This window comes from Streptomyces sp. NPDC093801, from assembly GCF_040701585.1.
In the GTDB taxonomy this organism is placed as follows: domain Bacteria; phylum Actinomycetota; class Actinomycetes; order Streptomycetales; family Streptomycetaceae; genus Streptomyces.
The window spans coordinates 25,881-42,080 of sequence record NZ_JBFBDP010000054.1 but is presented as its reverse complement, the minus strand read 5'-3'; the positions used below and the strand labels follow the sequence as shown (position 1 = coordinate 42,080).

The 16,200-nt window shown below is 67.3% G+C and carries 13 protein-coding genes; 7 read left to right on the top strand and 6 right to left on the bottom strand.

The features are described 5' to 3' along the window. Positions 1-923: 923 nt before the first annotated feature. Genes AB0469_RS38200 through AB0469_RS38190 form a run of 3 tightly spaced genes read left to right on the top strand, consistent with a single transcriptional unit; the run spans position 924 to position 3,912 of the window. Positions 924-2,027, top strand: a complete 1,104-nt coding sequence (locus tag AB0469_RS38200) for a bifunctional DNA primase/polymerase (RefSeq protein WP_366456192.1) — start codon at positions 924-926, stop codon at positions 2,025-2,027. Then, positions 2,024-3,541 (top strand): phage/plasmid primase, P4 family, encoded by a 1,518-nt coding sequence (locus AB0469_RS38195; protein ID WP_366456191.1) that lies wholly within the window; start codon positions 2,024-2,026, stop codon positions 3,539-3,541. The genes AB0469_RS38200 and AB0469_RS38195 overlap by 4 nt, the downstream gene beginning before the upstream one ends. After that, on the top strand, positions 3,538-3,912 hold the full coding sequence (locus AB0469_RS38190; RefSeq protein ID WP_366456190.1) for a DUF6009 family protein: 375 nt from the start codon (positions 3,538-3,540) through the stop codon (positions 3,910-3,912). The genes AB0469_RS38195 and AB0469_RS38190 overlap by 4 nt, the downstream gene beginning before the upstream one ends. Before the next feature lie 387 nt (positions 3,913-4,299). Here the strand turns inward: AB0469_RS38190 and AB0469_RS38185 are convergent, their stop codons facing one another. The 6 genes from AB0469_RS38185 to AB0469_RS38160 form a co-directional block, all read right to left on the bottom strand. After that, positions 4,300-5,568, bottom strand: coding sequence for an NADH:flavin oxidoreductase/NADH oxidase family protein (locus AB0469_RS38185; protein WP_366456189.1), 1,269 nt, complete (start codon positions 5,566-5,568; stop codon positions 4,300-4,302). A gap of 107 nt (positions 5,569-5,675) precedes the next feature. Next, complete coding sequence (locus AB0469_RS38180; protein WP_366456188.1) at positions 5,676-6,887, bottom strand: hypothetical protein; 1,212 nt, start codon at positions 6,885-6,887, stop codon at positions 5,676-5,678. A gap of 73 nt (positions 6,888-6,960) precedes the next feature. Further along, a complete protein-coding gene (locus tag AB0469_RS38175; RefSeq protein WP_366456187.1) occupies positions 6,961-8,148 on the bottom strand; it encodes an MAB_1171c family putative transporter in 1,188 nt (395 codons plus the stop codon). Between the two features lie 98 nt (positions 8,149-8,246). Next, complete coding sequence (locus tag AB0469_RS38170; RefSeq protein ID WP_366456186.1) at positions 8,247-9,437, bottom strand: MAB_1171c family putative transporter; 1,191 nt, start codon at positions 9,435-9,437, stop codon at positions 8,247-8,249. 2 nt (positions 9,438-9,439) lie between these two features. Next, positions 9,440-9,973, bottom strand: coding sequence for a toxin-antitoxin system, toxin component (locus tag AB0469_RS38165; protein WP_366456185.1), 534 nt, complete (start codon positions 9,971-9,973; stop codon positions 9,440-9,442). 95 nt (positions 9,974-10,068) lie between these two features. Further along, a complete protein-coding gene (locus AB0469_RS38160) occupies positions 10,069-10,653 on the bottom strand; it encodes a helix-turn-helix transcriptional regulator (protein WP_366456184.1) in 585 nt (194 codons plus the stop codon). Between the two features lie 803 nt (positions 10,654-11,456). Here AB0469_RS38160 and AB0469_RS38155 point away from each other — a divergent pair. The 4 genes from AB0469_RS38155 to AB0469_RS38140 all read left to right on the top strand — a co-directional run bounded on the left by AB0469_RS38155 (position 11,457) and on the right by AB0469_RS38140 (position 16,038). Continuing rightward, complete coding sequence (locus AB0469_RS38155) at positions 11,457-12,938, top strand: helix-turn-helix domain-containing protein (RefSeq protein WP_366456183.1); 1,482 nt, start codon at positions 11,457-11,459, stop codon at positions 12,936-12,938. Between the two features lie 472 nt (positions 12,939-13,410). Further along, entirely contained in the window at positions 13,411-14,094 is a 684-nt protein-coding gene (locus AB0469_RS38150; protein ID WP_366456182.1) for a helix-turn-helix transcriptional regulator, read from the top strand. Positions 14,095-14,416: 322 nt separating this feature from the next. Next, positions 14,417-14,863 (top strand): toxin-antitoxin system, toxin component, encoded by a 447-nt coding sequence (locus tag AB0469_RS38145; protein WP_366456181.1) that lies wholly within the window; start codon positions 14,417-14,419, stop codon positions 14,861-14,863. 2 nt (positions 14,864-14,865) lie between these two features. Then, positions 14,866-16,038 carry an MAB_1171c family putative transporter gene (locus tag AB0469_RS38140; protein ID WP_366456180.1) on the top strand — a complete coding sequence of 391 codons (1,173 nt, stop codon included), beginning with the start codon at positions 14,866-14,868 and terminating at the stop codon, positions 16,036-16,038. The last annotated feature ends 162 nt before the right edge of the window (positions 16,039-16,200 follow it).

Below are 16,200 nucleotides of genomic sequence, written 5' to 3'. Positions count from 1 at the left end.
GACAAAACGCCGGACAGCTACCTCGCCGGCCTCCATCTCCGCGCCGCAATGATCTGGATCGACGACCTCCTGAAGCCCGTCGACTGATCACGACATCACACAGGCCCTAGCCGCAGCCCCGGTTCTGGCGACAGGCCCGGCTCCCGAGGCTGCGGCTAGGGCTGCAACCGAGAACACCCAGACTGCCCCGGCTCCGGCCGCCGTGGACCGTCCGGCGCCCCCCACCAGGACGCCGTCGACGTCGCGCCGGCCGGCGGCGAAGGAGGCCGCCCCGGCGAGCGCCGGCGCGGACCAGCTCCCGCTCCACGAGTGACGGCGGCTCCCGGTACTCCATAGGCACGCCGCCGTACGAGACGCCGTCCAGGGCTGCGCGTGCTGCGGCGCGCGGACCCAGGCCAGCCGATGGCGGCCAGCAGTCCCGCTCGGGGAACGCCTTCTTCGCTGCGGTCACCCCGGTCCCGGGGTGGAGAACGTTTGCGGCGTTTGGTGGCTGGCTCAGATCGCACAGGCTGAAGTTGTCTGGGCGATCGACTGAAGTGAGGCTTGAGTCGCTGGGCTTGAGTCGCTGATAAATGAGCAGGTCAGGCGGGGTCTCCTAGGTGGTGCAGCGACTGAAGCGACTGTACTTCAGGTATATAAGGACATTCCTGTGTGCGCGTGTGCGTCATATATAGGGGCCTTCAGTCGCTTCAGTCGCTGTTGAGTGGCCGTCAGCTCTGTGAACTGGGGTTTTTCTGTTTGAGGCTGTGAGCGACTGTAGGGACTCGGTCGCTCTGCCCTCAGTCTTCGGTCGCTCAGGGACTCACCGGAGGGAGAGTTCGACACGCCGATGGGGGGTTGGCGACACGCTGCCCCATCACCCCAATGCTTTCGCTAGGCTGTGTTCGTTGTTGAGTCGCTTCAGTCGCTATTAGGGGAAGTAGATGCCCGCTGAGCTGCGGTTTTCTCGCAGCGACTCAGGGCAGTCCACCTCTGCTCACTCAGTCGCTGGTCTCCGCCTTGCCCGCTGGTGCGCGGGTAGCGGCTGGCCTGTCCACCCCCTTGCTCCAGGCCGCAAGACGCCCGCCGCCAACTGTCGGCAATGCAGCGAACCAGGGCATACGCATACAGACTGCCCCTGCCTTGCCGCTGGCCGCTGGTGCCACGGCTTCCACGCAGCGACCCTCGACTACGACCGCATCGAGCACTGGTGGGCATCCGACCCGGCGCTTGGTGTTGGAGTGGCCTGCGGCCCAGCTGGCCTCGTCGTCGTGGACATCGACGCGCACGCGGGAACCCCGCCGGAGAGGGACAGGATGCTCCCGGGCATCCCCATCGGCGACCACATCGATCTCTCTGGCATGACCACCGGCTACCACTCCCTTGCCGTGCTGGCCGCCCTCAGAGGCGAGGCCAGCCCAGCAGAGGACACCTCCACCCTCCGCGTTCGCACTCCCTCTGGCGGAATGCACGTCTGGTACCGGGCTACCGACGGCCGCCGCTGGCAGTGCTCCACCGGATCCGGCAAGCGCGGCCTCGCTTGGCAGGTCGACGTCCGCGCTCACGGCGGATACATCGTTGCTCCGGGAACCACCACTACCGCGGGAACCTACAAGCCTGTGGGAACCACCCGCAGGCCCGCTCCGCTGCCCGCCTGGCTCGCCCAGGAACTTCAGCGCACCGGACACCTGCCTGCCCCGCACATCCCGGCCCCCCGGCCTGTGCCGCCGCGGGCCCGCCAGGCCGTCCTCGCGGCCGGTGGGGGCTACGACCGTACCTCCCGTCTGCTTGCCGCGCTCCTTTCAGAGGTGGCGGCCTGCGGCCAGGTGGCCGAAGGCGCCGGCTTCACCGAGAAGCTGAACCGGGCTGCCTACACGCTCGGAGGCCTCGCAGCCGCCGGCCACTTGACGCCATCCGCTGCAGAAGAGGGACTGCGGGAGACCGCAGAAGCAGCCCGCCCCGGCCAGGGCAACCGCATCGACCAGATCATCCGCAGCGGCATGGCCGCCGGCGCCAAGCGCCCCCTGCACCTCGAAGGCCGCCAGTGAGCCGCGTACCCGAAACCGACGGGGTCCTCTTCGACTTCGACCCCGAGGCCGTCGCCGCGCAGATCCTTGCCCAGGCGCCGCCCCAGCCCCTTCCCGTGCAGGCCGGGCAGCAGGTCCACCTCGACCACGCCACCCCCGCAGGCCTGCTCCCGGACACCCTCAGCGACCGAGGCAACGCCAAGCTGTTCGTCCGCCTTTACGTGGGCGACTACCGGCACGTGCCGGGCCTCGGCTGGTACCGCTGGGACACCACCCGCTGGCAGGTCGACGAGGACGACACCGTGGTCTGGGCCGCCGGTGACCTCGCGGAGGCCATCGCCACCACGGACCCCCGCGGCGTCTACAGCAACCAAGCACTGCAGAAGCACCGACGCCGGGCCCTGAGCACCTCCGGCATGAACGCCATGCTCACGCAGGCCAAATCAGCCCCCGGCATGGTCCTCCGCGCCGAAATCCTCGACGCCGACCCCTACGCCCTGTGCACGCCGGCAGGCATCGTCGACCTGCGGACCGGCCTCCTGCGCGCGCCCCGCCCCGACAAGGACTTCCACTCCCGTTCGACCTCCACCGGCCCCAAAAGCCAGCCCACCCCACGCTGGAACCGCTTCCTGACCGACACCTTCGGCGACGACGCCGAAGGCCGGGAGATGATCGACTTCCTGCACCTGCTCCTGGGCTACTCCATCACCGGCGACGTCGGGGCACAGGTCATGCCCTTCCTCTTCGGCTCCGGAAAGAACGGCAAGAGCGTCCTCCTCGACGTCCTGATGAAGCTCCTGGGCGACTACGCCGACGCCGCGCCGCCCGGCTTCCTGATGGCCCGTACCTTCGACGGTCACCCCACCGAACTCGCCGAGCTTCACGGACGCCGCGTCATCGTCTGCTCCGAGGTCAAGCCCGGCGACAAGTTCGACGAGGCCCGCGTCAAACTCCTCACCGGCGGCGACCGCATCAAGGCCCGTCGCATGCGCCAGGACTTCTTCTCCTTCGCGCCCACGCACAAACTGTGGCTCATCGGAAACCACCGCCCCGAGGTCGGCACAGGCGGCTTCGCCTTCTGGCGCCGCATGCGCCTGGTCCCGTTCGAGAAGGTCGTCTCCGACGACCGCAAGATCGACAACCTCGCCGACATCCTCGTCACCGAGGAAGGCCCGGGCATCCTCGCCTGGCTCATCAACGGAGCCCGCCGCTACCTCGCCGGCGAGAAGGACCTCACCGGCCCGGCCCCCGTGCGCATCGCCACCAACGCGTACGCAGAGACCGAGGACCACACCGGTCGCTTCTTCGAGGAGTGCTGCATCCTCCACACCGACCACCGGGCCGAGCAGGCCCGCCTCTACAGCGTCTACCGCACCTGGTGCCAGAATGAAGGAGCACCCACCATCTCCTCCCGAGCCTTCGCCGCACGGGCCCGCGAGATGGTCGGCCTCGCCTCACCCAAAGAAATGATCTTGTCGAACTCCAAGAAGTACTACCCCGGCATCGGACTGCTCGCAGAGGAGGAGAACGCATGAGCTCGCTCATCTCCGACGACGAGATCCACCACGAGATCGACCTGGTCTGGCTCGAAGACGTCAGCGAACTCGACTACGTCCGTCAGTCCCTCGACCGCCTCCCCACCCGCCGAGGCAAACCCGCCTACCACCGCGACGGACGCCTCGTCGGCTACGCCCAGCTCGGCCCCCAGGCCAAACCCTCCCGGAGCAGCGGGACGTTCCGCCGCCGCGTGTTCTGGCTCCTGCCCCACGACCGCGATAGCCTCCCCGACGGTCTCTACGCCAGCGGGGCCCCAGCCGAAGCTGTCGACCCCACCACCCTCGAGGCTGGCAGCAAGGGCAGGAAGACGGAGCGTTCCGAGCGCCCAGCTCAGACCACCGATGCCTGACCGGTACGCCGACACGTTTTTTGCAGGTCTTCGGATCTGAGTCGCTTCAGTCGCTTTTTCGACACGGCATGCCTCTGAGCTGTGTAAACACGTCAGAGACTGAAGCCTGCGCCGACGTATTCGTGGATGGCCGGTGCCTGCCCCGGACCCGTGAGTCATACCGCGGCCGGACCGAGCCGTCGGCGTCGTGGCCGATGGTCTCCCTGCGGCGCGGATGCGCTGGCACCGGCTGCCCACCGCCGCCGTCCCGGCCGCCCTGGTGATCAGCCTTCACCGTCACGGAATATCCGCCACAGCCAGGTTCAAAGAGCGCCATCAGCCCCTTGGAAGCAACGACAACCCATTGACACGGCGTTTTCCAGGCCGGCGTCCCGTGGTATCGGCCGGTCACCTGGCCATGGTGGGTGGCTCTGGTGCGGGGTTGCGGGCGAGCCAGGCGCTGTAGGTGTGGCGCTGTCTGCGCTGGTGGAGGGAGTCCAGGAGCAAGAGGCAGCGGGCCGAGGCCTGCGGGCGGGGGCGGGTGCCCTTGGCCAGGCAATTGAGTTGGTGACGAACCCAGGCGAGTCTGGCGGCGCAGGCCAGTTCGCGGTCCTTCCAGTTCAGGTGGGGTGCGGTTGCGGCGTCGTAGTCAGTTTCCTCGCCGGCCTGCCAGCGGGCGGGGAGATCGGGCTGCAGGGCCAGGGCGGTGGCCATGCCAACCATGGAGACACCGCGAGAAAGGGCTCTTTCGGCAGTGGCGCGGCGTGCTATCCCGCCGGTGAGCATGAGGGGGACTGCGGCCGTTTCCACGAAGCGTTCGGCGAGGGTGAGGAAGTAGGCCTCGCGTTCGAGCCTGCGGTGGTCGGAGGTGAGTCCCATGCTGGCCGGGCTCTCGACGCTGCCGCCGGAAAGTTCCACCAGGTCCACCTTGAGGTCGCCCAAGAGGTCGATAACCTGTGCGGCCTCCTCGGTATCAAAGCCGCCGCGCTGGAAGTCGGCGGCATTCAGCTTGACGCTGACTGCGAAGTCAGACGAGACGTGGTCGCGGACGGTGGTGAGAATTTCAGTGAGAAGGCGGGTGCGGTTGGTGAGGCTGCCGCCCCAGCGGTCGGTGCGCCGGTTGACGAGCGGAGAGAGGAACTGGCTGAGGAGGTATCCGTGGGCGGCGTGGATCTGGACGCCGTGGAAGCCGGCCTCCTCGGCGCGCCGGGCGGTGGTGGCGAAGCGGGTGATGGTGGCCTGGATATCGGCCTCGGTCATGGCGGCGGGGCGGGCGAACAACCTGGTGTGCTTGCCGAGGCTGATACGGACGTCGGACGGGGCCCATGCGGTGCCTGGCATGTCAGAGCGGACCTGGCGGCCGGGGTGGTTGATCTGCATCCACACCTGTCCGCCGCCCGAGGAGGCGGCCTTTGCCCAGCGGTGAAAAGGCCCTAGGGGGGAGTGCGCGTCCAGGACAATGGTGCCGGGGGCGGTCATGGCCCGCCGGTCCACCATTACGTTTCCGGTGAGGATCAGTCCGGCGCCGCCGCGCGCCCAGCGGGCGTATAGGCGCTCCACGCGGACGTCGGGGAGCTGTCCGGGCTGGGCCGCGAGACTCTCCTCCATGGCGGCCTTGGCGAGGCGGTTGGGGAGGGTGGTGCCGCCGGGCAGCGCGAGCGGGGTGAACAGGTCCATCGCACATCTCCCCAAGTGACCAGTGTTTGTCGGTGGGCAGGGCCGGAGCCCTGAGCCGGGCAAAGATATCGAACTGGCCTGTGCGGGGGTACCCGCAGGTCTTTGCCTTACCGTGACCCGCGCCGAACGAGGCCAGCTGACACGGCGCGTGCGTACGTCCGGGACCTCGTGAAGTGAAAACGGGAGCCAACTGTGGTGATCGGAGAACTCCCAGGCCCCGGCAGCCCTGAGCCCGGCCACGTGCCTGCGATCTGCTCGGCGATCTTCTTCTGTACCCGGCGTGACAGCGTGGGATGGGAGACCCCTCCCTGCGCGAGCTCGTTGCGCAGGACCCTGACAGCCCACTCCGCACTCGTCAGGGTTTGACCCGTGGCCTGTCCGAAGGCCGCGACGGCATCGCCAAGCACGACGAATCGGCGAGGCCAGTGGCGGACCCGCTCGAAGTGGCACCATCGCGGTCTGCGGATGTGAGACACCGCGACGTCAGTCAGGGGATCCGCTTCGGATATGACCCGATGGACTAGGGGGTTGGCAAACGTGGACGCCGCGTCCTCGAAAGTCAGGCCAGTTGGCAGGGGAGCGGACCCGTGCGTGATCTGCGAGAGCGTCCACCTGCCGCCCTCTATGGGTGCGACGACTGTCGTAACGTTGCCTGCGGTCGCGACGGCCAGTGGGATGTCAGCCGTGGTGACCGCGGCGGTGGCGGGTACGCCGTAGACGCGCGTGGCGCAGGAGCCGGCCGTGCCCGATACGCTCTGCGGCGCCTCCTGGACACCGAGTTGCGCGAGCCACGACGGGGCGTGTGCGCCGTCGGCGTCGACGACGAGATTGGCGGTCACGGAGTGGATCGTGCCGTCCTCAAGCCGAACCACCACCCCGCGGACCTCACCCCTGTCACCGATGAGGCTGATGGCCCGGGCGTCCTTCCACCACACTGTTTCCCGCCCGTATCCCGGGCGGGCGAGGACTTCCGTTCGTACGACGCTGGTCAGCAGAGCCCGGCTACACGTGATGACTTCGGAAGTTGTCGTGCCGTCCGTGCTCGTCCCCTCACGAGGAGGACCGGCGAGTAGGCTGCTCGGGGCACCGGCGGCCCGCAGGGCCCTCGTCGCGCCGTACAACAGGTCATCGATGTCCTGGCCACCGATTCGCAGGAGCTGGGCGGCTTCGGCCGCTGCCCCCCTGGTCTCATCGTCCCCGCCGAGGATCAGGACGTCATGGCCGGAGTGAGAGATGACGGCGGCGGCGAGCAGTGCACCGTAGCCACCTCCGATGATCACCACTTCTACGTGCGTCGGTCGGGTGGGTTCCTTAGTCATCACGGTGCCTTCTCTGTACGAGACCTCGTCGGGCAGTGGGAGGGGCCGCTCGGGCAGGCGGCGGTTGTGGGGTTCAGAAGACGCTGTCGCGCTCGGGAGGGGCAGTCGTCCGTGTCGCCTGGACCAGCGGGTGCGTAAGGGCCAGTGACATGCTCACCAAGTCGGCGGTGTCCTTGGTGGAGCTGATGGTCCACCGTGCGGTCGCCTCCAGGCCGCCTCCCGCCTGTGCGCTCCTCTTGGCCACTACGGCGGCTGTGACCACCGCGGCATCGGCGACGATCAGTGCGCGGCTGTGGTCGGCGTACCGAGTCATCGCCTGGGTGTAGACCATGGCTCCGAGCTCTCGGTCGCAGCACGGTCCGATGCGCAGCAAGGCGTCGTGGATGTCACGTTCGAGCTGCATCAGCCTCAGCTCCGGCGGCGCCCACCAGTGCAAGGGCGCCTGGCTGGTGTCGGGTATCGCCGTTCTCACCTCCAGCCACAGGGGCCTGAGTTGCCGGAAGCGGCGCAGGGCCTTCAGACGGGATGTGGCTCCTTGACCGAGAGGCGGGATGAGGAAACCCGCCGCGATCACCAGGGCGGAGACGGCCGCCATGAGGAAGGCGACATCGGTGCTGAGCCAGTCCAGGTCACGCCCCAGCCAGCGTGCCGTGATCGCCGTGTACTTCAGAACGTCGTACCCGAAGGTGAGGAGGTTGCCGACCGACATGGTCAGAAGGCCGACCCGCAAGGTGCCCGGTACCTGCCGGGACCAGCGCCAGCACAGTACGAGCATGGTGAGTGCCGCGACGCTGTGCGCGGCGAGGTACAGCACGATCATCTCGCGGATGTACGGCGTACGGGCGTAATAGGTGTCCAGGTCGCGCAGCCGCTCCACCGGGGCGTCGCCCAGGGCGAAGAGCACGCACAGGGCAGCCATGATGGTGCCGTAGGCCGCCACGCACAGGCGTGTGGCCTTCTGGGTCCTGGCCTCGTCTTCATTGCCGCGCCAGTGGATCAGGAGCACGATGCTGCTGCCGTCGAAGGCGGTCAGGACGCAGTAGACGAGCGGAGCGGCGATGTTCGGTACACCCGTGGCCTTGTTGATCAGGGCGAGCACGGGTGGAGCCGCTGTGGTGAAGACCAGCGCGGCGATGAACAGGACGGCGCAGACCGCACGCAGGAGGGCGTCCTGCCAGTTCTTCAGCAGTGCCCAGAGCTTGATGAGGGTGGCGATCAGCAGCAGCGCCGCGGGGATGAAATAGGCGGTGTCGGCGTTCACGGCTGGCCTCCGAGTGTGCTGGGACCGGAGGCGGTCAGGGACCGAGGCGCGGGTATGGAACGGCCTGCTCGAGCGCGGGCGACGGTGGTGTGCATTGGCTAAGGCCTCTCCTCGGCGGCCTCGACGGGTCGGTCGCCGGGTACGCGGAAATCGCGGAACACCCGGCTGAGTTCGGCGAGCTGGTCCGCGCCCGATGACCGGATGGCGTACCAGTCGCCTGAGTCCGGCGGCTCATCGGCACCGGGCTTGTGACTGCTGGGGGTGCCGGCCGCTTTGGCGACCAGCGCCTGATGGATCATCGCGGCTTCCGCCGTGCTCTGCGCGATCCGCCCGGTGCGTCCCCTACCGTGGACCTCTCGCTCCACCGTCGAGCGATACTCCTGGTCGAAGTAGGGTCGCAATTCAAGGAGGCCGTCGGCGATGGCCGTGGCTCTTCCAGTGGCGCGCAGCTCGGGTGAGGACCACCAGGAGATCTCCATGCGAGAGTTGACGCCGTCCGCCTCGAGCGCTTGCCACAGCGGGCGCATCCGGCGATACGCCCGCCATGCCTGCCATGCGGAGGACCAGCGCGGGCCCACGACCGGGAGGAGGAAGCCGGTGGCAGTGAGCCCGGCGGCCACACTGGCGATCGGTGGTGTGATCGTGTTCAGACCGTTGAGGTTCCTGCCAGCCCACTGTGCTGCCACGGCGATGCCCTTGAACAGGGCGAAGCCCAGGTCACCGAGGTAGCCGACGGCCAGCGCGACAAGCCCCCACCGGGTCCAGCTTCTGGGGATCTGCCGGGCCCATCGCCAGCACTTCACGGTGGCGACCACGCTTGCGGTCGTGTGAGCGACGAGGAAGAGGGAGATCATCTCCCGGATGAAAGGCGTGTTCGCGTAGTAGGTGTCCAGTTCGCGCTGCTGTTCCACGTGCGCATCGCCCAGGACGAAGAGGGTGCAGAGAGCCGCGATGACGAGGGCTGTTGCACCGATCAACCCTCGCGTGAACCGACGGATGGCCTCAGCAGGCCCTCCCTGCCAATGGGTGATCAGAACGAGCGAGGCGCAGGAAAGGGCACACAGCAGCGAGTAGACGAGCGGCGCTGAGAAGTTGGGAGTGCCGGTGAGCCGGTTGACGCGGGCGACGGTGGGTGGTGCGGCGAAGAAGAACGCGCTGCCGGCCGTGGCTATGAGGACACACACGGAACGGGTCATGGGGGAGTGCCGACTGTGCCGCAGGCTGGGAAGTTTCACGGCCAGGGCCACGCCGAGCGCTGCAGCGGGTATGTAGTAGTCGGGCCCGTCCATTGTCAGATGCCACGGTTCCCGAGGCTCGCCTGGATCCGGCCGGCCAGACCGCTCCCGGGGGCCAACTCGGCGTCGTGTTCGAGGAACGGCCGGAATGCTATGCCGAGCTTGAGCCCGAAGTTCTCGGCGTCGAGTTCCTCGCGATCGTGGAAGCTGGTACGGGCGGCGACCGCCAGAGTGTCCACCGCCTCTCGCAGGTCGATGTCGCCGCTTAGCATGCGGGCAGCGACCGAATGGGTGAGGGAATCCATGCCGTGCACGGTGCAGTCGCCCATGATCATGTGCCAGATCTCGTGTGCCAGAATCACCAGCTGGTGAAGGCCGGTGGTGTTGCGCTCCACCACGATTACCTTCTTGTCGCCCAGGTCCAGCATGAGTCCGCTCACGGTATCCGGAGGGAATTCCTCGAACCGAAGCCTGACCTGCCAGCCCTCCCGCTGCTCGATGTAGGAAATCAGCGACTCGAAGAGCTGGCGGGGATCGGACGGAACGGGTTGGCCGATGCCTGCTATGAGTTCACGGACGAGTTTGTTCATCTTCCTGCTGGTACCCATGGGATCCCCTGGTGTGCTCTTTAGAAGGTGGCCTGGTGCTGCCTGCTGGTGAACCGGCAGGGGTTCCAGAGGCCTTCTCAGTTGGGGGAGCGTCCCTCTTCCTCGTCCAGAATGAGTTCCATCAGTGCTTTCATTTTGGCCAGCGTTTCAGGGGCGCCGCGGAAAGAGACCTTTCGCAGTTGGTGCTTCTCCTTGAAGAGCTCGGCAAGAGACTGCGCCTGCGCGGTTTCCAGTTTTTCGCTCAAGGCTCGGTCAAGGGCCTGAGAGGGTGTGGCCATCAGGAAGCCGCGCGGAACACCGAAGAAATCCTCGATCAGTGCGGCGTGTTCCAGTTTTGGTGTTTTTCTGCGATTGAGGATTTCGCCAATCCACTGAGGAGTGACTCCTGCGGCTCTGGCAATGTCCGACCGAGATATATGGGATCCGTCCGGGTGCCGACGGGTACTGCGCAGAAACTCGAGCCTCTCCGCCACCTGTTCTTGGAAGTCGGGCTCTGGGAGTGGCCTGCGGCTCAAGCCGGCGCGGACGACGTTCACCGGAAGGCCCGTTGAGAACGAGATTGAAGCTGGGTCAAGTACGGCGTTCCAGTCGAGACTTGCCTCCTCGATCAGCTCTTCGAGGAGCGCAAGGCTCTTCAGGTGGGGCTCACCTTCGGCAATCACGGCCTCTCCCGGTGGTCGGTGGACGGGATCCCAATGTGCTCTGTCGGGAGGATGTCGTGGACCACTAGAGCAGAACGGTGATCGATTCTACAACTGAAACGATCGTCAATGTCCTGAGGCGCGTGGTGAGAGTGGGCGATCAAGCCGTAGTGGGGTGAGTTTCAGCCACTCTCCCATGCGGTTCTCGTTAGCCCTCTCGGCCAGTTGGCGAAAAACAGGCGGTCGCATCCGTCGCGACTGACCAAGTTGGTGAAGCGATCCTTTCATCGCTTGAATTGATCGTTGACACGCGTTTGCTCGCATAGCAGGATCTTCGACCGTGGTCGAGATGGCCATGTCGTGTCCCCATAGGCCCTCACGACGGGCCACGGTCCCGAGCCGCGGCCCGTCGTGCACACCGCGACAGCCCACCAGTCCGCACCGCACGCCGACGTGAGCAAAGAGCAGGTGCCGGGCCAGGGCCGTCGCTCGACACCATGGGTCGCAAGACCACGATCCGCGTAGCCATGCGAGAGGGAGCCGTGCACAGGCCGCAGCCAGAAGACCGGGCGCATCGGAGGCCTATGAGCTGACTCGCCACGCATGGCGGAACCGTGCCCCTACGCAACGGTTGCCGCCCGGCCACAGAACGCCTGGTGCGCCAACACCACGTGCGGCTTCTGCAGCCTCCACATCACCCCGTCACCGTGATTCGACACTCTCGGCCGACGGGCCCGGGCGAAGCCGGGTTTTCGGGTTCTCCAGAACCAGCCCCATCCAGACGGGGCTCACGCATACCCCCGAACAGGAGTCATGCGCCACTCATGATGCAGCATCTCTGCGTCCGCTGCCAGACGATTCCGGCAGACATACGTATCGGTTCTCCAGCTCAGCCAGCGAAACACCTCTCCTTCGAACTGGTGACCTGTGCCGCCGAGCAACAAGTCTCCGCCACATGCTCACGCCGGTTACGCCGTGAACACGACTTCCTCGCTGCCGTTCACTTCATGGTGAGCGCCCGGTATCACCCCTGGGCCAACTCGACCACCCTGACAGTGGCCCGCGACATCGCGGCCCGCATGCACCGCAGCAAGGACGGCCATGTCGCCTACGGGGCGGCAGGCATCCAGAGGCGGCTCGGCGTATCGCGCAGCACCGTGATGAAGCACACCAGGATCCTCCGCGAGCTGGGCCTGCTGGCCTTCGTGGAACACGGCAGCCGTCGGCGCAACGCCCTGCGTACACGTCTGGGCGACCGCTTCGGCCCCGGATGCGGATTCCGTCGCACCGCGACCATCTACGCGCCCTGCGCTCCCGCGGTCTGGGACCGTGCCCAAGGCCGAATCCGCGCCGGCGCCGGCTACACCGCACGTATCCGCGCCCTCACCCCTGAGGGCCGAGCCCGGGCCATCTCCGGGGCCCGCCCCACCATCTCCTCAACGCGGCGGCCGCGGACCCCTTCTTATACCGTGGTTCCCCACGACGGACAGCCTCCTCTCAGTGGGGGGAGCAATAAGAACAGCGCGGCCAGCCGCGCGGCCCGCGACTCCCGAAGCCCTCGAGGCATCAGGACGAAGGGAACGACCGGCGCCTCTCCTGCCGAGGCCGCAGCAGGGATGGTCTACGCCCAGCAGGTCCGCCTCCACGTGTGGTGGGCTCAGGACTCCTGCGTGCGGCAACTGGCCTATGCACTCCGGCCCCTCATTTCGGCGGGCTTCACTTTTGAGGAGACGGCACGGGAACTCATACGCTGGAATCCCCGCCGTCGCCCCGACAGCGTCATCGGCTTCGTCCGATCCGAACTGCGCCGCCGCGCCAACACAGGCCTTCTGCACCTGCCCGACGGCTACGTCAGGCCCTACCGCCAGGTACCCGTGGACGAGACCGGAACCCGACACACCCGCATGCTCGCCGAGAGGCAGGAGCGGTCGAGGCCAGCCTACGAACGCTACGTGCTCACCCTCGCCGAGGATTTACGGGCGGCACTGCGCGCCCGGCGCGGCACCACGTCGCACGCCACCACGCAACCGCGGTGGAGTCTTCACTGGCAGGAGCCCGAGGCGCACCACTTGAAGTCCCTGCCCTACCAATCCAGCCCGGAGAGGCCGGTCGACGTCTACCGGCGACGGGCATGGCGCCGTCGCCAGGCCCTGCCACCCACGCGTCCCACCACAGTGCGCGAGCGCGAGGTCATGGCCGTACTCGCCGATCGGGCTGCCGCAGTGGCAGCCGGAACTCGCTTGCGGGCCGAACTGGACGACTGGGAAAGGGCTCAGCGGAAGCCCGGGTCCGGATCGCCCCGATGAGGCGGGAGGGTAATGCCAGTACATCATCGGTGCCGCTCGCGAGTGAGTGTCTCTCGGCCGATTTCGATTACCGGTGTGCTCGTATGGGTCGACCCCGCCCCCTCGTACCTCCGCTTGTACCGGATTCACGTGCCCGGTAGAGCCGCGTCCCCGCGATGGGCACCGCTGGGCCGAGAACCGATCCTCTCGCACGACGAGGGCCTCACCGGACGACTCAAGGGCGCCGGGCTGAACCGCCCCGCCAGGTCCTGTAGCGACACGTGCCAGCTCCGCCGGGCACTGGCCGCGGAGGTGTCCGGAAAGCCGATTGGTCCACGGTCAGCTTCATGCCACCGCTGTGGCAGTTGACCGGAGGTATCTGGCTGTCCTGCCACTGTTGTGACAGGCTTGGGGTCACAGGCACCCGCTCATGTGCTCCGCCTCCCGGTGGTGCCGGGGTGACTCATCCTGCATGATCTCGGGAGCCCCACCAGTGACAGACGCCTCCTCAGCACCCCCAGCGGCGGCCCATCAGTTGACCGCAGCCATCGAACGAGTCGCAAGCCTGGGCGCCAAGCTCGGGCGCGATCGCGACGAGGTGCTGGATCCCGGGCAGCTGACTCTAGCCTCCGGAGTACCGCTTGACGTGGTGGGGACGCTCCTGCAAGGGCAGGCAGCGGGCGAGCCGGACATCCACAAGCGCTTCCGTCAGCGGCTCAGTCTGCTCCAAGAGACGTATCTCAAGGAGAACGGCTGCCGGTACTCCCATGGCGAGATCGCCCGGGAGAGCGGAATCTCCCGTCAGCAGGTGCAGGCCCTGTTCGGCGGGACCCGCCGGCCGACAATGGACCATTGTGCCCGCCTGGAGCGATTCTTCCGGCGGCCGGCCGGGTTCCTGCAGTCCGAGGACGACGACGCGCTCCGCTGCACGCTGACCGGCATCGAGCGATCGCTTCTCCAGGAGTACCAGGAGTGCACGGAGCGGGACACCCTGCCAGTGGCCTCTACTCCCGCCGGCAGGCCGAGTCTCTACGTCCGGCACGGCGTCGACGGGATTGCCCTTCGTGCGGCTCTTCTGACTGATCAGGGCCGCGCGAGGCTGCTCCAGTGGCTCGACGACTACATGGAGAAGCAAGCTGCGGTGGGGGAGCCGGACAAGGAGAGGACCTCCGCCTGACATAGCCGGGCTGGGCTCGCACCCAGAACCGGGTGAAGGTCCACGAAGGGGTGATGGCCCAGGTCGTCGAACCCCTGCGGACCAAGCACGACCCTGCGGGGGTGTGACAGGCAGACCGGGCGGATTCGTCCGGGATATACGAGCTTTCCCTCTGAGGAGGGGGTTGAGGGGATCCGTGTTCAAACACCGAGAGATGCGGCGGTCGGTCGGTGCCCTGGTGGCGGCTCTGGGTCATCTCTCGGCCCCCACCGAGGCAGAAGTGGTATGCGGTGCGCTCTGCGATGCCATGGGGCAGCGGCGGGGTCGGAAAGTCGAGTTCCGTATGACGCCGTTCCCTCCCGGAACCGCGAGTGGTATCGCGCTCGACCTCGGCGACCGTGACCTCGTGGTCATCGAGGCGCGGACCGTGCCCGAGCACCAGCTCATCATCACCGGACACGAACTGCGCCACCTGGAGCTGGGACACTGCCACCAGCACGTCGCGGAGGCCTCTGTTGCCGCCCGTCTGCTCAGTCACGACACCAGCCTGGGGGATGTGGTGGAGTCGGTACTGGCGGTGGCCGGACGCCAGAGCCCCGTTCTGCTGAAGCAGGACGGATCACAGGCCGAGAAGCACGAGACGGAGGAACAGGACGCGGAGCGGTACGGGCTGGAGCTGGCGTACGCCGTACGGCACCTTCTCGCCGTGCCCACAGCTTTCTCCTCCGACCGGTGCACGACTTCCGGCCGCATCGGGGCGGCCCTCGGCCACCTCGGCATACGAGGCTGACGGTGTCCGATCCAAGCTTCACCATTCCCACCGTTCTGGGAGCTCTGGCTGTCCTGTTCAGGATCCCCGGTCTGCTCAGGAACCCGCGCGATCCGCTCCTGCGTGCCGTGACGGCCTTTCTGGTGTGCATCGTCAGCGTCTTCTTCTTCGGGTCGATCCCGATGATCGTGAAAGTCAACGAGGTCACCGGTGTACCGAACTTCGCCGCTCCCTTCGTCTACTCATGGGTGACTGCCTGCTCCGGCTCCGGCATCGTGCTGGTGATCAACTGGCGGGGTGGTCCGTCAGAACGCATCCGGCGGGCCGCGCGCTGGTGCATCGGTTCTTACAGCGTGCTCATCATCGCCGAGTTCGCCCTCTTCTTCCTGGGCGAGGCGCCGGTTGAACGGCTGCGGGATTTCGACACCTACTACGCCAACACGCCGTACATCCGCGAGATGATCGTGCTCTACCTGGTGGCCCATACCGTGGCAGCCATGATCATGTCGGCCCTGTGCTGGCACTGGCGGCATCAGGTGGTGGGGGAGCTCCGCGTGGGCTTCGCCCTCATGCTGACAGGCTACTCGCTCACCCTCTGCTACGACATCAGCAAATTCGCCGCAGTGGGAGCCCGCTGGGCCGGCCACGACTGGGATGTACTCAGCACCGACGTGGCCCGCCCCTTCAGTGCGGCGGCGGCTCCGATCATCGCCTTCGGCTTCGGCATCCCCTTTGCCGCACAGCGCCTCAAGGGGCCGTGGCGGGAATGGTCCAGGTATCGGCAGTTGGAGAACCTGTCACGACTGGTGGGCGGCCTGACACCGGTGTCCGCCTCGGTGCGGGTACCCCTGTTCGCGGCCCCCGGAGTACGCCGCCTGCAGCGCGAATCCGGCATCCACGACGCTCTCCTCACCCTCAACCCGTACTTCGACCTCACACTGCGGGCTCGTGAACTCGCCGAAGCCCTGGCGGACGGTGCCACCTCCGAAGCCGCGTCGGCGTCCGCCGACGCGGCCATGGTCGTCGCCGCGGTCCAGGCCCTGCGCGCCGACCCCGACCGCAGGGTGATCGCCTCGTCCCGGGTGCTGCAGGAAGGGACGGACGAGTACGGCGACCTGGTACGCATCTCCCGGGCCCTGCCACGCAACCTCTTCAGGACCGTTGCGGGGTCGAGCACGAAGAAGGAGCGCGTGTGAGAGTCCCCGCCGCCCACTCCCCGAACGACATCACGGCCGCTGCCCGGCCCGCCGCTCACTTTCCGTCCCGCAGCCCCTCACCGCACAAGCCCACCCCACCACCGAATCCCACCACAGCATTGCCCTCCCCAGCGGTCCAGCACTGCTGCGCAGTGTCCGAAC